The following is a 17,517-nucleotide window of genomic DNA, read 5'->3' as shown; positions in this document are numbered from 1 at the left end:
ATATCATTCACAGTCGCCAGCACTGCTGTCCTTGGACCTTCACAACCTGCAGCAGATGTACAAGACACATAGAATGTCTTTGAAGCACTGATGCTTGGAGTTGTAAATGGAGAACCCGTACCAAGTGAAGTACCACCAGTTGCTACATCATACCAGTTCAGTGTTCCTGTGCAACCACTTGCTGTCAGAACTACTGTACCTGTACCACAACGGGCGTTTGGACCACCAGTTGGTGCGCCAGGTGTATCATTCACAGTCGCCAGCACTGCTGTCCTTGGAGAGACGCAATCACCAACTGTACATGAAACATAGAATGTTTTAGAAGCTGTAAGGCTTGGAGTAGTAAACGTGGTTCCTGTACCCAGTGAAGTACCACCAGTTGCCACATCATACCAGTTCAATGTTCCACTTGCACAACCCGTAGCACTCAGTACGACTGTACCAGGACCACAACGTGAATTTGGACCGGCTCCAGGAGCATCAGGTATAGCATTCACTGTAACAGTAAATGTACAAGTTCTATCTGCAAGGATGCCGGTAGTGTTATGTATTGTCATTTTCACTACAAAAGTTCCGGCATTAGTAGAACTAAGTGTAACAGTACCAGTATTGGAAACACCACTCGTTATAGTTCCATTACCAGTTACAGACCATGTATAACTGAAATTGGCTGTATTTAAAGTAAATGGTGTTTGAGTAGTAGGATCACCATATGTATAAACTAAACCTGTAGTATTAGCACAAGCAGAAGCAGGGCCATAGATACCACAAGGCTCAAGTGTAGCTATAGGAATGACCGATACTGTCTCTTCGCTTGTGCAACCAATAGCATCGGTAACTACAACTTTAAATTGATATTGTGAAGGTAAAACCGTTGGTAAAGTATTGATCGTAAAAGTTGCAGCCCCAGTACTTGCGTTAAATGAAAATGAAGTATTTGCATCAGCTGTAAGCTGAGTCCAGCTATAAGTATAAGGAGGAGTTCCTCCAGTTGCTGAAGCAGTTAAGTGTGCAACATTTCCAGTTGATAAATCTAAATTTTGAGTATTTGGTGCACCATCAACTACAGGTTTCGTTGGGCCTGATAAAACACCTGTAGTCGCTGTAGAAGTACAAGCGACATATCCTTGTGTTCCCGGATCATAACCAGGCACCGGGACAAGTGTTAAACTATGCGTTTGTCCTTCCGGATACTCAGCACAAATCTTTACAAACACAGGTCCATCAGGTATAGTACCTAAAGTTATCGTTGGATTAGCACTTGTAGTAGATGTACCAATTTGTGCTCCAACAGTACCATCAGTATTTCCAAGATAATATGATACTGTATAGGAACTGGCAGGAGTTGGAGAATTATCCTGTAAAGTCCACTGACCTGCACTACCCCCAAACCAGGAACAAGCCTGGTAACCAGTAGTAGTACAAGTAAGATCTGTTCTTAAATAAGCTATACTACATGTGGAACCCCCACAACCATATCTTGATTTATAGGTGAGGTTCATACTACCAGGAAATGTAGATTTCGCGTCTCCAGTACCAGGATCATTTAGCCACATAGCTAAATAATAGTTGGTTGGCTTTGTGAAGGAAGGAACAGTGATAGTTGACCATCCATTTCCACTGGTACCACAATCAGCGTAAACCAATTTACTGCAGTCTCCTGAAATCCCATCAATTGTGGGAGGATAGGAAGTTCCTGTTGCACTTGTAGGTTGAGCGAACGCAGGATCAACATAATATAATGCCCAACCAACTGTTTGATTAGTTACAATTTGAAATTGATAAGTACCAGCTAAGGGCCTGATATCAAAATTGAACCAAACAATATCTTCCCCTTCAGTTGGGGCATTCACAGAAGCTGTTCTGGTTTCAGTTTGCTGATCAAAGCAATTATTAAAATTTCCCTGGCTAATGGTAAACCCACCATTGGCTGTAGAATGATAACTGCCTTTAAATGCAGTTAACCCAGATTCTGTTTCCGCAGAGCTGGCGCAACGAACAATTCCTTTTGGTTGCAGGTTGGGCGATGCCAATGTTACTGCTTCCCATTTGTTCGATACAGTATTAAAACGCCAGCCATCACCGGCAAACCACCTGTGTGCAGCACATGGTGTGCTTGCAGGAGGAGGCGTTTGCCCAAAAATATTTGGTGTTAAAAAAGAAAGCAGGAACAGCGTCAAAAAGACTTTGATGCCGCCTGCTAATAGTGTTCGCCATTTGTCCTGACGACATCGGGTAGACGTTCTCATAATTGTTGTTGTTTTTTGATTTCGAAATATTGATAAGGCTCTTTATCAATACTGGACTTTAGGTTTTGGTAGGATTGGAATGAGAACTATTCTTTAAAAACAGGGATTAAGTTGGCGGAGATTTGCCAAATGCAAAATGGTATATAGGGAAAAGCAGATCGCAAATACATTTCATGTCGGAAACGCTTTACAATGAGTATGGTTAAAAAAATTAGATACCCTTAATGGCTTAACTGTATTGGAGATAAAGGCTACAACATAGGATGGGAACTTCCGGGGTAAGGAGTTAGAAAGATTTCAAGGGAGGGGTCAGAATTGGTGCCAGATAGGAATTATAGATTGGTATTCTGATAGGTATTACAACAAAAATAATGGATTAATATAAACAAATCAATGATTTCTTTTATTTATTTTTTACATTTTTAAAGACAATAAATAATGAAATACTGAGCAATAATAAGTATTAACCCTTATATTCTTTTATTATTTTTTCGATAAGTCATGAGCTCATCAGTCAAAAGGAGAAACTGAACACTAATAATTTTAGCTTTAAGGACTAAGATTGATTAACTGCTCAATGACCAGCACTTTTCAGAAATTACAAAAAGGCTGCTTTGTCAATTCTTCATTATCTTAAAAGATAATTAACTGCATTCCAGAATAACGATGAGTAGCAAAGCCAAAAAAAATACGCCCCTATCAATCGATAAAGTCTCTACAGTTAGCATTCATCAAAAGCCTGCACGTAATACCCCCCATCTCTCAACGATCATAGTCCTATTCTACCTTGTTGCAGAGCTGATACCACAGGGCGGCGCCACCGACGTAATGGGCCCACAATGGCTGTATATCGCCATCCTGGACCTTTTTTGTGCAGGATACTTCATGATCAGTACCAAAGCAGGTATTGATCTAGCAGTTCACCGGATCTCCAGGCGTACACTAACCATATTGTATATCTCTTTTTATATATTGTCTGGTATATCCATACTGGTTGCCATTAATAGAATTGAATCCCTGGTTTGTTTTGCACGCTTTACTGCTACCCTGCTCATGTTCTTCAACCTGGCTGTTATACTGTACAATCAAAGAGGAATCTTGCAAAAGCTTTGCGCAGTAGTTACAATTATACTTGCCATTCAGTCTTTTATGGTAATCATGAATTTCGCCAGGGGTTATGGTGAAGTGGACCTGAATCAATTAATACTCGGCTTAAGAGGAACGGCTGGAAATAAAAACATCCTGGCAGCTTCCCTGGTCATCAAGATACCCTTCCTGTTCTATGGACTGTACCATTCAGCTTCATGGAAAAAATGGCTCTATTTGGCATCATTCACCCTCTCCTGTTTTGCTATTGCCCTGTTGAACGCCAGAGCTGCCTATACCAGTTTTATAACGATTGCCGTATTGTATTTTCTTTTTCTTTATTGGCAAAGAACCAGGTTATGGAGTTCCATCATTTCAATTGCACTTCCTATTATAATCGGTTTTACAATTTCTGCTATTGCCCTAAGCAATGCAGCAGGCATGCAGGAAAACGAAACCTATTTTGGTAATCTTGGCCAAAGATTAAGCAGCATCGCGGTGGATGCAAAAGGTTCCGGGCACCGTTTACCACTGTGGAACAATGCCATGGATTATGTGCGACACCATCCCATCATGGGGGCAGGATACGGCAATTGGAAACTGGCTTCCATACCGTATGAAACTACGGTGACCAAAGATTTTGAAGTCAACTACCACGTGCATAATGACTTCCTGGAAGCAGCTACAGAAACAGGCATACCGGGTGCACTGCTTTTTCTATCCATATTCATTTGTGCAGGCTATTACCTGTACAAAACAATTAGAAATAAAACAGATAAAGATGCCGCAATTACAGCATCATTTTATTGCATGGGGTTAGTGGTATATGCCATTGATGCATTTTTCAACTTCCCCGGGGAAAGGCCGGTGATGCAGGTATTCTTTGTTCTTTTGTTGGCTCTTATTTTAAACGCTTACCTGCAAATACAGAAATCCCATGAAAAAGAAAATACTGCCTCAAAAAGAATCGGACAATACTTTTCGGTAGTGAGTGCCCTATTATTGATCCCAACTATATGGTTAACCTATAGTACCTATAGTTCTATGAAAGCACAATTTGAGATTAACGCAGATGTGCAATCGGAGAAACCACAAAAAACCTATGAGGAGGTGAGCAACGGATTACCTGCGATACCTAATCTGAATAGTTTCTGCATGCCCGTGGCCACCATCAAAGCCAATTATCTCTATAGAGAGAAGAACTATGGCCAGGCTCTTGCACTGGTTAAGGAAGGTCAAAAGGCAAATCCTTATCTCCCTTATGATGACCTGTTATTATCAAAAATTTATAGTGAGACAGGAAAACCTGACAGTGCGCTTTATTTTGCCAAATTGGGTTTTCATAAGCGACCCAAAAGCGCAGCTCTTTACCAACAATTGAATGCTGCCAGCTTTCATGCAAAAGACACTGCCACGCTGAACCAGGCCTTTGGTACATTTAATCAATACAGGAGTGAATCATGGGCATGGAATGAATACCTGAACTATTTGTATGATTTGCCCCATGATACCGGAAGGATGCGGAAACTGGTAGATAGTGGATTGCAATTATTTCCAGGTGATAGTTACCTGCAGCACAAGAAAAGTTTTTTGGAGAAGGGAAAATAGGAAAAATGAATAAGTGAAAATGGGAAAGATCAACTGTTGTTCTTTGCATTTTCTAATGCTCCTTCCTTTAAAAGGCCAATAATTTCTCTAAGTGAATTATTCATTTCCCGCATATTCTGGTAATTGGCATAATTAATCTGTGAGTTGACCCAGCGCAGGTAAATGGCTTCATTATCCTGCGCATTCATACCCGTCATTTGTTTGAACAACTCAGGCGTAAATGGTTCAAAGAGGTGTGTCATTGTTAGCTTGTTTCCTTAATACGAATATAAGATTTTGATGCCTGAATCAGGCACAACCGTTACAAAATATTCACGATAGTGTTCATACGCTCAAAAGGTTAAATGTGAGGGAATGCTACGAAGTAAATTAGCCTATGTGATAATCAAACAGATAATAAAAACGCCTTTAAATCCGCATAATCCACCTTCATTTGTGTCTTTTTCGAATCCAAAGAGAGCAAAGAATGTACTGCAGCGGGATATACCAGTTCACTTCCGGTATTAGATTCAACAAAGTCCGGGAATTTTACCGGGTGAGCGGTGCTGATCACGATACCTTTTTCATCCTTCACCCTTTCGTTTTCCAAAGCATGCCAGGCCACAGCGGTATGAGGATCTAATACATAGCCATAGTTCTGAAATACTTCCCGTATAGTTGCCGCAGTTTCTTTGTCACTGGTAGTGGACGCACTGACTTTTGCTTTGACATGCTCCAGGTTTCTATTGAACAATTCCAGTATGCGGATAAAATTACTGGGGTCTGCCACATCCATTGCATTGGAAGCTGTGGCTACAGCGGGTTTGGAAACCCATTCTCCTGTTTGCAAATAGGAAGGGATCACATCATTAGCGTTGCAGGCCGCAATGAATCGCTTTACAGGTATGCCTGAAACATGTGCAAGAATACCAGCGCAGATATTACCAAAATTGCCACTGGGCACCGACAAGACAGGTGGCTCTTTTTTGTAAGGCCATTGTTTCCATGCCAATGCATAGTACACCTGCTGGGGCAACCACCTGGCCACATTGATAGAGTTGGCGGATGTGAGAAATATACTGTTGGTGAGGTCCTGGTCTGCAAAGGCCTTTTTTACCAGTGCCTGGCAATCATCAAAATCGCCTGCTACTTCCAGGGCATGGATATTTTTGCCCAATGTTGTAAGTTGCTTCTCCTGGATAAGACTGACTTTTTCTGAAGGGTAAAGAATGACGACATCAACATTGGGCACCTGGTAAAAGCTGCTGGCAACTGCGCCTCCTGTATCTCCGGAAGTTGCCACCAACACTACGATCTTTTGATTACTATCTTTTGCAAACCAGGAAAGACACCGGCTCATGAAACGGGCTCCTACATCTTTAAAGGCTAAAGTGGGTCCATGAAAAAGTTCAAGAACAAATGTTGATGGTGCTATTTCCTTTAATGGTATTGGGAAGTTGATGGTCTCCTTAATAATGTTTTTTAGTGTAGTTGCCTCTATGGAATCTCCTATATAAGGATAAAGCAAGGCATACGCAATTTCTTCGTTTGAATATTCTTCAATGTTCTCTACAAAATCCTTTGGCAGTTGGGCAATCTGTGTAGGGAAATACAGGCCTTTGTCAGGAGCCTGCCCTTTAATGGTTGCTTCCCTGAAATCCACAACCGATGATTGACCATTTAGACTATAATATTGCATACGATTCTACTGTTCTGTTTGAATAATTCCCTGTTGATTAATAGTTGTTACATAGGTATGAAATGCTATCCCCAGCCTTGTATATACATCCGACATTAACCGGGCTACATCCTTTGCTGTTTGTTCTGATGCACTCAACATAAATATGGAAGGACCGGAACCGGAGATGCCTCCTCCCAGGGAACCGGCAGCCTTACTTTGATTTTTGACTTCGTCAAATCCCGGAATAAGAATACTTCTTAATGGCTCAATGACCACATCTTCCAGGGAACGGCTGATCAGTTCATGATCATTTTTAAAAAACCCAGCTACGAGCCCGGCTACATTGCCCCATTGTTTAATAGCATTCTTTAACAGGATTTCCTTTTTAAGTATTTGCCGGGCATCAGCCGTTTTGACTTCGATCTGCGGATGCACCACAGTGACAAATAATCCAGGTGCCGGAATGGATATAATATCAAGCGGATAAATTGACCTAACCAGGGTGATACCTCCATAAATACAGGGTGCAATATTATCGGCATGTTTTACCCCTGAGGCAAGTTTTTCGCCATTCATGGCAAACTGCACCAGTTCTTCCCGGGTGAAGATATTTCCCAGCAAAATATTGGCTGCGACTGCCGCACCAGCCGCACTGGCAGCACTGGACCCAATGCCGCTGCCCGGCTTTATTTTTTTTTCAGATATCAATTCGAATCCCTGGCCATTATTGAGTTTTTCAAGGATGGAAAGAAGCACTACACCTGAAACATTTTTTACTGGGTCAACAGGAAGGCCATAGTCATCATGATGTATGATCTGTACTTCCGGGCGGTCAATAAGCCGCAGCGTAAGGCAGTCAAAGGGTTGATGTAAGGCAAGACCCAAAATATCAAAACCACATACCAGGTTGGCAATAGTGCCAGGCGATTGAACCGTAACTGATCTGATTGTATCCATTGAACCAAACTTAATACTTACTATAATGCAACAAAGTCATACTCCCATTGATTTGCTCATATTCTGGCCGCCCGTACAATATCGGCAAATACACCTGAAGCTGTAACATCTGCACCTGCACCTGCACCCTTTACAACCAGGGGTTGCTCGGGATAACGATTGGTATAGAATAATACCACGTTATCCTTACCATATAAATGATAAAGGTTGTGGGCAGCGTCAATATGTTGTAATCCCACTGAGGCTTTACCATCTTTAAAAGATGCTACATACTTCAGCTTTTTGTCATCGCGTGCAGCTTCCTCATATATCTGCCGGAAATGAGATTCATATTTCTCCATTTCCTTATAAAAATCTTCCACACTCCCATTCATGCATGATGAAGGCAAAAAAGAGTTGTTTGAAATGGTATCCATTTCCAAAGGATACCCGGCCTCCCGGGCCAGGATCAGGATCTTGCGCATAACATCCGTACCACTCAGGTCAAGCCTTGGATCAGGCTCGGTATATCCTTCATCCTGCGCCTGCCTTACCACAGAGGCAAAGGAGCTTTTCCCATTATAATTATTAAAAACAAAATTCAGGGTTCCACTCAACACCGCCTCGATGGTCTGCACGGTATCGCCACTGCTGACAAGGTCGTTCAGGGTATTGATGACCGGCAGACCTGCACCCACATTCGTTTCAAAAAGGAATAAGGCATTATATTCCCTTGCCAGGTCTTTCAGTTGCTGGTAATTTTCCAAAGATGAGGATGCGGCTATTTTATTACAGGCCACCACGGAAATACTTTTCCTGAATAAAGTAGCGTAGGACTTTGAAACAGTTTCATTGGCTGTTACATCCACAAAAATGGAGTTCCTCAGGTTTTTGGACTGAATGACCTCAATAAATTCCTGCAGGTTCATTTTTGAGCCATTGTCCAGCGCATCTGCCCAATTTGACAACTTAATACCCTTATCCTCAAAGACCATTTTCCGGCTGTTTGCCAATCCTATCACCCGTACCTGTAAACGCAAATGTTTTTGAAGGTATTGAAACTGTTGTTCCAGTTGGTTCAGGAGCTTCTTACCCACATTGCCAGTGCCCACAATAAAAAGATTGATCTGTTTATAGGCTGTTTCAAAGAAATCTTCATGGAGCACATTGATCGCCTTTCGCACATCAGAAGCGTTGATGACCGTAGATATATTCCTTTCAGAAGATCCCTGCGCGATGGCCCTGATATTGATACCATTTCGGCCCAGCGCACCAAACATCTTTCCACTGATACCAGTATGACTTTTCATATGATCACCTACCAGGGCCACTATGGCCAGGCTGGTCTCAATATCGAGGGGATTTACCCTGCCCTCCCTGATCTCATTTCTAAATTCCTCGTCTACGATAGCTTTTGCCTGGCGCACTGCACCTTCTTCAATACCTACACAAATGGTATGTTCGGAAGAGGCCTGCGTAATGAAGATCACATTGATCGACTGGCGCGCCAGGGCATCAAACAGTCTTTTAGAGAAACCCGGAATACCTACCATGCCACTACCCTCCAAACTACACAAAGCCACTTTACTGATGCTGGAAATACCCCTTATGATGCTTCCATCTGATTGGGTATGAGACTGAATAAGGGTACCATGCATTTCCGGTGCGAAAGTATTTTTTACCCATACCGATAAATTCTTATTCAGCAATGGCTGTATGGTAGGCGGATAAATGACCTTGGCTCCAAAATGAGAAAGCTCCATGGCTTCCTGGAAAGAAATATTATCTATGGTCCTTGCATGAGGCACCAAACGGGGGTCTGCGGTCATCATCCCCGGCACATCTGTCCAGATTTCCACTTCAGCTGCATTCGTTGCTGCCCCAACGAGAGCAGCAGTATAATCAGACCCTCCCCTGCCAAGGGTAGTGGTATGACCCTGCTCGTTACTGGCAATAAAGCCTGGTATAATAAATAACTGGCCTATTGCAGATTGAAAATATTTACGGATAGCCTTTTCGGTTATTTCCTGTTGCACATGGGCCCTGGTGTACTTGCTGTCTGTGATGATCAACTGGCGTGAATCTACCCATGTATTTGTCAAACCGGAAACTTCAAGGTAGGAGGACAATATCCTGGAAGACAGGATTTCTCCAAAACCAGCGATCCGGTCCTTAATCCTGTCAGATAATTCCCCGAGAAGGTATATACCATTGCATATATCCTCCAGCTCGTTATTCAATTGAATGACTGCACTTAAAATGGAACTTTGGTGCGTCAGGGGCAAAAGAAGCTTGACAGTTTCCAGGTGCCTGTCCTTTATCTCGGCCAGCTTTTGTTTATACTCATTATCGGCACTTGATGCCAGGTAACCTGCCTGCAACAGGAGATCCGTTATACCACCCAGGGCTGAAACAACAACAATAGTTTTATCCCTGGCCAGTGCATTTTTAATAATTGAACTGACCTGTTTTATATTCTTTTCATTGGCAACAGACGAACCGCCAAATTTTAATACTTGCATAGAAGGTGAAGGTTTAAGGGTACTGCCTTAAAAAAATAGATGCTCCTGTGAAAAGCGCTAATTAGCCAATTGCAATATGATCATATACAACCCTTTCGGGTTGTTGTAATAATTGTAGTAGTAAAACCAACAGTAATATACACTGGCTGAGAGAAAGTAATATGGAAAGAATGCTTTAGCATTTGTACCTACAAAATAGGAAAATAATTTTAATAAAAAAAAGGCGTATAATTGTTAAAGAAAAGTCCACTGTAGAAACAGCGGACGCTAACGATTGCTTGCTATATAAAAATCTTTACTTTTACTTTTTATTTTCGTCTTTCAGGACGCTAATATTGCCTGCTTTAACGATTGCCTGCTATATAAATTAATTTCCAGTACTAAAATAGGAACACCTGTATTCTGCCCTGAACCTAATTTTACATGGTTTTAGCATGGCAAAAGAGAGTTTCATCTCCTAAATCCTTGCCAGTACAGCGTTCTATAGAATTTACCGTATTATGTCCAACAGACCTCCTGATATATTATTCCAGCTCATCCGTTCTATGGAAAAAGCCGAAAAACGGCATTTTAAGCTTTATATAAAAAGGAGTTCTTCCAATGAGAACCTAAAAGTTGTACAGCTTTTTGATGCAGTAGATAAATTAAATGAGTATGATGAGAAGGTGCTTTTGAAAAAGCTACCTACGGTACAAAAAACGCAGCTCTCTAATCTTAAGGCCCATCTTTATAAGCAAATTTTAGCCAGCCTACGCCTCTTAAAAAGCGCCGACAGTATTGATCTGCAGCTCAATGAACAATTTGATTATGCGCATATATTATATAAGAAAGGATTGTTTCTTCAAAGCCTGCGCATTTTAGATAAAGCAAAAGAAACTGCCAAAACGCACCAAAAGTTTTATTTCTTAAGCCAGGTCATCTCCCTGGAAAAAAGAATTGAAACCCTTCATATTACCCGAAGCATGCAGGATAAGGCCGAGCAACTATCCCTTGAAGCCCTTGAAGTATCCAGGCATATAGATATGGTGGCACGTTTGTCCAACCTGGCCCTTATGCTTTATAGCTGGTATATCAAACATGGACATACGCGAAACCGGAAAGATGAAGAGTCCATTAAACAGTTCATGAAAGAAAGCCTGCCTCCAAATGCCTGGGAACAAACAGGTTTTTACGAAAAATTGTATTTGTATCAAAGCTATAGCTGGCAGGCCTTTATTACACAGGACTTTTTGAAGTATTACCGCTATACTCAAAAATGGGTGGACCTGTTCCATGAATCTCCCTTAATGAAACGGGTGGAAACCGGCCACTATATAAAAGGTATTCATAACCTGTTGAATGCACATTTTGACCTTCGTAACCATGAGCAATTTACTCCAACCTTAAAAGAGTTTGAAAATTTTGCCCGAACAGAAAGAGTGCAGGAAAACGACAACTTCCGGATTCAGTGTTTTCTATACATTGCCCAGGCCAAGATCAACCAGCATTTCCTGAAGGGAACTTTTCAACAGGGATTGCAATTGGTGCCAGGCATTGAAGAAAAACTGGAAGAATATCATTTATTTATTGACAGGCATCGTGTGCTGGTGTTAAATTATAAGATAGCCACCCTATATTTTGGAAGTGGCAACTATGATGCCTGTATCGATTACCTGGTAAAGATCATCAATGAATCTGTTGACCTGAGGTATGACCTCCAGTGTTATTCCAGATTGTTGCATTTACTAGCTCATTACGAACTTGGCAACTATGAACTGTTACAATATCTTACCAAGTCAGTCTACAGGTTCATGGCTAAAATGCAAAACCTGACCGACACCGAAGTAGAGATCCTTAAGTTCCTTCGTCGAACGTTCCAGATCCCACCCTTTCAAATGAAGGGAGAACTGGAAATATTTCTTCAAAAGATCAAAAAGCTGGAAGCGGAACGCTACCAGACGAGGGTATTCGTTTACCTGGATATTGTATCCTGGGTAGAACATAAGGTGTTTAATAAACCCATGAGTGCTGTTATTGGTGAAAAGTATAATGCAAGGATAAGAAGAAAGGAAAAACAGCTGTAAGGCAAGCCTTTTCATTTTCATTGCTATTTTCAATACTCAACATGTTGATGTTTCCCGAATTTCCATAATTCAAAAACCTTATTTACCAGGAGGATTTACATTTGTTTTTTTGCAAGAAAAGCAAAAGTTTACGTATTTGTTGAAAACAAATACTGCATATATGCTATCAATTATCAAACAATTGTAACAATGTTTGATAATTATAGCAGCATAGTCTTAGAATATTTAAACAAGAAAAATAAACTGTTTCTTTCCATGCTTTGCATATATCATGAATCTACGGACCCCTATTTCAATGTAGCCACTGACGAATATATTTTGAAGTACATAGAAGAGGATTGCTTCATGTTATGGCGGAATGATAAGGCCATTATTGTGGGACAATATCAGAATACCCTGGCAGAAATCAATTACGATTATGTAAAAGAACACCAGATTGCGGTTGTAAGACGTATCTCCGGTGGAGGTGCAGTATACCATGACTTAGGGAATCTCAATTTTTCCTTTACCCAACAGGTCAAGAATGCCAACCTGTCTGATTTTGAAAAGTTTACTCGTCCTATTGTACAGGTGCTACAGTCCTTAGGAGCTGATGCCCGATTTGAAGGAAAGAATGATCTGATGATAGACGGGAAAAAAATTGCGGGCAATGCAGCTCATATTCACAAAAACAAAATCCTTCATCATGGTTGCTTGTTGTTTGCTTCCAAAATACGCGATGTGAGTGAAGCGCTGCGTATCAATCCAGTGAAATACACGGATAGGGCCATCAAATCAGTTCCCAAAAGAGTAACCAACATTTCCGATCATTTAAAAACTCCAATAAGCCTGGATGAGTTTACAAAAAAATTGATGACACATGTATTGGCCACATATACCAATGCCCGTCTTTATGAATTTACCGAAGAAGATATACGACAAATTAAAAAACTACGAGACGAGAAATATGCTACCCACGAATGGAATTTCGGAAAATCTCCCGAATACAATTACAAAAAAGCTGTTCGTACGCAAGGCGGTTTGCTGGAAATTAACCTGGATGTAAAAAACGGAATAATTGAAAGGGCAAAGATTTTTGGTGATTTCTTCTCGGAAATAGGTATTAAAGAAATTGAAGAAGCTTTGATCAATATTCAACATGAAGAAAGTGAACTAAGAAATATTTTATCTCAATTGCCCCTTGAAAAGCACTTCCAAAATATAGGCATAGATGAACTGATTGGGGCTTTTTTTTAGAATGCTTTTTGTAGATAAAGAGAAAATAACTACGGTTTGAAGTTAGTTTGCTATTGAGTCAAAGTCAAATCCGGCTCTTTCCAAAGCTCTTTTAGCGGCTCCTAACGCATAATCAGCTTTGTTATAAGCCTGGACCGGGACTTCTGTAACTTTTGAGAGCTGTTCCAATAAATTTTGTGTTTCACCTGCAGTTAATTTTTCACACAATTCATACATGCCTCCAGATTCTTCCTCGAGGATGTCATGTTTTTCCAATACATGACGCAATACTTTGATCACCCCGGGGTCAGGCGGCACCACCATTAAAGATGTCAATGCACCATGATCGAGCCGGAGTTTGGCAGCAAGAGGCAAAGGAGTACCACCATTGGCCTTGCGAGCCGCAAGGAAAAGAATTTTTTCTTCCATTTTAATATGCTTCAGTAGTCCTGTGCGAAACTTGTGGTAATAATCCATTTGAACAACATTCGCATCTTCTGTTGCTTTCTCAAGAAGAAGCTCGATTCTGCGGTGATCATCAGTGAAAAAATCGTAAAGTGGATGGTTCATAATGCAATAGGAAAATAAAGTTGATAATGAATTTATCCACATCAAGATAATCAACTTTAATAAAATCACATTTGGTGAAGTACGAAAGTGTTTCGCAAAAAAGAATGCAGAGCCGATACTATGACCTCTACTCTACCAGGTGGATGAATCAACCTCGCAACATATGATTGTTTTCACCCCAACTCAGTCAGCAGCATCTATCTTTATTTAGTGAAAAAAAGCTTATTTACAATTCCCGCATATAAAGAGATCAATGAATTTCTGAAATCATTTTCATCAGGGTACCAAACCAATGATCCCAATTTGTATTGCCTCCGGCTGAAAGAAAATATGCCATTAATGGATCAGTATAAGCCTCCATTTAAGAAAGATTTTTATTTCATTGCGTTAGTTAGCAATGCTGGTAAAACAAGAATTACCTACGATAACACCAGTGTGACAGAGCTTAATTCTTTCCTTGTTTTCCAGTCACCCGGGCTCTTGTACAGTTTTTACCGCGATGATACTGCATCGGGATATTTGATTTATTTTAAAAAAGACTGTTTCTCTTTTTTCAAACCGGATTTTAGCAATGAGTTTCCATTTTTTGATTTGCTGCATACAAACTTTTTCAAGCTCAATCAATTTCGTTTTAATGAATTTGCACCACTATTTGAGGATGTATTTTCAGCATACAAGTCAACGAACGATAAAGTTCATACCGTAGCTTCTTTAAAACTACTGGCACTGTTATACCAGTTGAAAGATTTTGCCGCCGCCTTTAGTCAATGGGAGCAAGGATTTACCACACCACAGCAACTATTGTTAAAAAAATTTATCCAACTGGTCAACAATTATTACCTGGAAAAACGCACTATTGAAGAATATGCAGAACTCCTGCATATTTCACCCAACCATTTGTCTCAAATGGTAAAAGCCGCTTCAGGAAAAAATGCATTGGCTTTTATCAATGAACGAATCATGACGGAAGCCAAATCACTTGTCCAATACACTGATTATGACATGGCACAAATAGCCTGGCAATTAAATTTTTCGGATCCGGCTAACTTTGGTAAATTTTTTAAACGCCAGGCGGGCCAAACACCCCTGGAATTCAGAAAAGCAAAGTCAACACCTGGTGAAACGATCTAAAGAAATAACTGAAGCCTACTTGAATGAATTAAATAAGCACCTTGATGAATTAAAGTCAGGTAAGGTTACATACAGTTTTGAAGTAAAAGACATAGCCGCTTTGTTACATATTCACCCAACACATCTCAGCAATACTATACAAGATGAATTAAAACGTTCACCATGTGATATTTATGAGGAACGTCTCATGGAAATAGCCAGGGAACTTATACTCACCACCAATTGTTCCATTGCTGAAATTGCAAGACAATTGACCTTTGACCCCTCCAACTTCAATAAATTTTTCAAGCATTTTGCCGGAACAACACCAAAAAAGTTCCGTGATGCTCATGCCCGATAAAACTGAACTTCTCACCACGATGGTGTAAATATTGCGTCAGACATTTGCATTGTATTTAAACCAATCAAAAATGAAGACGATTCAATTAGGTAAGATAGGACCGAAAGTCTCTGTTCCAGGGCTGGGCACCATGGGCATGAGTGATATGTACGGTACAAGCAATACCCGGAACGATGCAGAAAGTATTGCTACCATTAAGGCAGCACTTGATATGGGCATCAATTTCCTTGACACAGGTGATTATTATGGCATGGGGCATAATGAATTACTGATCCGTGAGGCGTTGAAAGGAAGGACTGAAAAACCCGTGATCAGTGTGAAATTCGGCGCCCTTCGTTCTCCGAGCGGGGACTGGCTTGGGTTTGATACACGGCCAGAAGCGGTAAAGACCTTTGCTGCCTATTCATTGAACCGCTTAGGTGTTGCAGCGATTGATATTTACCAACCAGGCAGGGTGCATCCTGCCATTCCAATAGAAGACACAGTAGGCGCTATTGCTGACCTTATTAAAGTTGGAAAAGTCAAATACCTCGGTTTATCAGAGGCTACTCCCGACATGGTAAGGCGTGCACATGCCGTACATCCTGTAACCGCTGTAGAAGTTGAATACTCTCTTGCTTCACGCATTATTGAAAAAGAATTGCTACAGGTCTGTCGAGAATTAGGTATTGGTATTGTGGCTTACGGCGTTTTGAGCAGGGGTTTATTGTCGGGAGAATTGACAGGGGAATTTGCTCCAACTGATTTCAGGGCGCATGCACCAAGATTCACTGGAGAAAATTTTGAAGCCAATAAACAAAAAGTGGCACAATTACAGGAAATGGCTAAGAATAAAGCTTGCACAGCATCGCAACTGGCCTTGGCCTGGGTGCTGCACCAGGGTAATGATATTCTTCCATTATTTGGCACCACCAAACAAACCCGACTGAAAGAAAATATTGAAGCCACTGATATTAAGTTGAATGCAGAAGAACTGAACTGGCTAAATATCAATTTTCCAGAAGGTGCCTTTGCGGGGACTCGGTATGCAACCCCACAAATGGGAATGGTGGTACATTAAAATCAATGGATGCCCCTACTAATACATTAGAACTGAGCAGGCTTTAATAAATTGACCATTTCAACCAAGATATTGACCATAAAGCAGCCATGCAATTGCTGGAACTTTGCCCTGTCAATATTTTAAATCAATAAAAACTTATACAAATGAAAATAGCTGTATTAGGAACCGGAATGGTGGGTGATACCATAGGTTCAAGATTAGTTGAACTGGGACATGAAGTAAAGATGGGCTCCCGCACTGCTGACAATGAAAAAGCAAAAGCTTTTGTTGCCAAAAATGAAGGAAAGGCAAGTTCAGGAACCTTTGCTGATGCTGCCGCCTTTGGTGAGATCATTTTTAACTGTACGGCAGGAGCCGGTTCTTTAGAAGCACTGAAAATGGCAGGCGAAGCAAATATCAATGGTAAGATCATTGTTGATATTGCCAATCCCCTGGACTTCAGTAAAGGTGCACCACCAAGTTTGATTCCTTCTCTAAGTAATACAAATTCATTGGCAGAAGAAATACAAAAAACATTCCCTTCTGCCAAAGTGGTAAAAACACTGAACACCATGTGGTGTGGATTAATGGTGAATCCTGCCATGATCAATGGTGGCGATCATACCAATTTTATCAGTGGCAATGACGCTGAGGCCAAACAAAAAGTAAAAGCCCTGTTGAATGAATTTGGTTGGAAGAATGAAAACCTTCTTGACCTTGGTGATATATCAACAGCAAGAGGATCAGAAGCTGTATTACCCATCTGGTTACGTATCTGGAACGCTACGCAAAACGGTGCCTTTAATTTTAAAGTAGTGAGCTAGTATTATAGTTAACATTAAGGATTAGGCTTTTATAAAATGATAAAGCCCTGGGGAATCCCGGGGCTTTTATTAATTTTTGCTGTTGAACCGACTACATTGCCGAATTTCTGCAAGCCTTATAGCCAGCACACCCAATCAACCACTTAATGTATTTCCTACTTTTTTATTCTTGATAGCCAGTTCCCTCTTGTGAGCTTCTTCCCTATTTTGATATTGCTCCTGGTACATAAGCTTCCAATCATTTGCCTTTGAGGTGTAAGAAGATATACCG

Annotated in this window: 13 protein-coding genes; 7 read left to right on the top strand and 6 right to left on the bottom strand. The window is 40.8% G+C overall.

Annotated features, from left to right (window positions below):
- A partial coding sequence (locus BP74_RS21065) for an immunoglobulin domain-containing protein (RefSeq protein ID WP_496377448.1) occupies window positions 1–2,249 on the bottom strand: 2,249 nt, incomplete at its 3' end.
- 666 nt (window positions 2,250–2,915) lie between these two features.
- On the opposite strand from BP74_RS21065, the gene BP74_RS21060 reads away from it, so the two are divergent.
- Complete coding sequence (locus BP74_RS21060) at window positions 2,916–4,943, top strand: O-antigen ligase family protein (protein ID WP_496377446.1); 2,028 nt, start codon at window positions 2,916–2,918, stop codon at window positions 4,941–4,943.
- 29 nt (window positions 4,944–4,972) lie between these two features.
- Here the strand turns inward: BP74_RS21060 and BP74_RS21055 are convergent, their stop codons facing one another.
- The 4 genes from BP74_RS21055 to thrA all read right to left on the bottom strand — a co-directional run bounded on the left by BP74_RS21055 (window position 4,973) and on the right by thrA (window position 10,061).
- The gene (locus tag BP74_RS21055) at window positions 4,973–5,185 is read right to left on the bottom strand and encodes a hypothetical protein (protein WP_496377444.1); all 213 of its coding nucleotides are present in this window, start codon (window positions 5,183–5,185) and stop codon (window positions 4,973–4,975) included.
- A 143-nt stretch (window positions 5,186–5,328) separates the two neighbouring features.
- The gene (gene thrC, locus BP74_RS21050) at window positions 5,329–6,621 is read right to left on the bottom strand and encodes a threonine synthase (protein ID WP_496377442.1); all 1,293 of its coding nucleotides are present in this window, start codon (window positions 6,619–6,621) and stop codon (window positions 5,329–5,331) included.
- 6 nt (window positions 6,622–6,627) lie between these two features.
- Complete coding sequence (locus BP74_RS21045) at window positions 6,628–7,560, bottom strand: homoserine kinase (RefSeq protein ID WP_496377440.1); 933 nt, start codon at window positions 7,558–7,560, stop codon at window positions 6,628–6,630.
- Between the two features lie 56 nt (window positions 7,561–7,616).
- Window positions 7,617–10,061, bottom strand: coding sequence for a bifunctional aspartate kinase/homoserine dehydrogenase I (gene thrA / locus BP74_RS21040; RefSeq protein ID WP_496377438.1), 2,445 nt, complete (start codon window positions 10,059–10,061; stop codon window positions 7,617–7,619).
- 500 nt (window positions 10,062–10,561) lie between these two features.
- Between thrA and BP74_RS21035 the strand changes: the two genes are divergently transcribed.
- Both BP74_RS21035 and lplA read left to right on the top strand, forming a co-directional pair.
- Entirely contained in the window at window positions 10,562–12,124 is a 1,563-nt protein-coding gene (locus BP74_RS21035) for a hypothetical protein (protein WP_496377436.1), read from the top strand.
- A gap of 255 nt (window positions 12,125–12,379) precedes the next feature.
- Entirely contained in the window at window positions 12,380–13,360 is a 981-nt protein-coding gene (gene lplA / locus BP74_RS21030; RefSeq protein WP_496377434.1) for a lipoate--protein ligase, read from the top strand.
- Window positions 13,361–13,402: 42 nt separating this feature from the next.
- Here the strand turns inward: lplA and BP74_RS21025 are convergent, their stop codons facing one another.
- Entirely contained in the window at window positions 13,403–13,909 is a 507-nt protein-coding gene (locus BP74_RS21025) for a hypothetical protein (RefSeq protein WP_496377432.1), read from the bottom strand.
- A 210-nt stretch (window positions 13,910–14,119) separates the two neighbouring features.
- Here BP74_RS21025 and BP74_RS21020 point away from each other — a divergent pair, with 210 nt between their 5' ends.
- The 4 genes from BP74_RS21020 to BP74_RS21005 all read left to right on the top strand — a co-directional run bounded on the left by BP74_RS21020 (window position 14,120) and on the right by BP74_RS21005 (window position 17,246).
- The gene (locus BP74_RS21020) at window positions 14,120–15,040 is read left to right on the top strand and encodes a helix-turn-helix domain-containing protein (RefSeq protein WP_496377430.1); all 921 of its coding nucleotides are present in this window, start codon (window positions 14,120–14,122) and stop codon (window positions 15,038–15,040) included.
- Window positions 15,027–15,380, top strand: a complete 354-nt coding sequence (locus BP74_RS21015) for a helix-turn-helix transcriptional regulator (protein ID WP_496377428.1) — start codon at window positions 15,027–15,029, stop codon at window positions 15,378–15,380. Before BP74_RS21020 ends, BP74_RS21015 begins: the two co-directional genes overlap by 14 nt.
- Window positions 15,381–15,450: 70 nt before the next feature.
- Window positions 15,451–16,440 carry an aldo/keto reductase gene (locus tag BP74_RS21010; protein ID WP_496377426.1) on the top strand — a complete coding sequence of 330 codons (990 nt, stop codon included), beginning with the start codon at window positions 15,451–15,453 and terminating at the stop codon, window positions 16,438–16,440.
- A gap of 146 nt (window positions 16,441–16,586) precedes the next feature.
- Window positions 16,587–17,246 carry an NADPH-dependent F420 reductase gene (locus tag BP74_RS21005; RefSeq protein ID WP_496377424.1) on the top strand — a complete coding sequence of 220 codons (660 nt, stop codon included), beginning with the start codon at window positions 16,587–16,589 and terminating at the stop codon, window positions 17,244–17,246.
- Window positions 17,247–17,517: the final 271 nt, after the last annotated feature.

The organism is Flavisolibacter ginsengiterrae DSM 18136 (assembly GCF_059568575.1).
The sequence above is the reverse complement of the archived record's forward strand: the minus strand, read 5'-3'. Positions and strand labels throughout refer to the sequence as shown.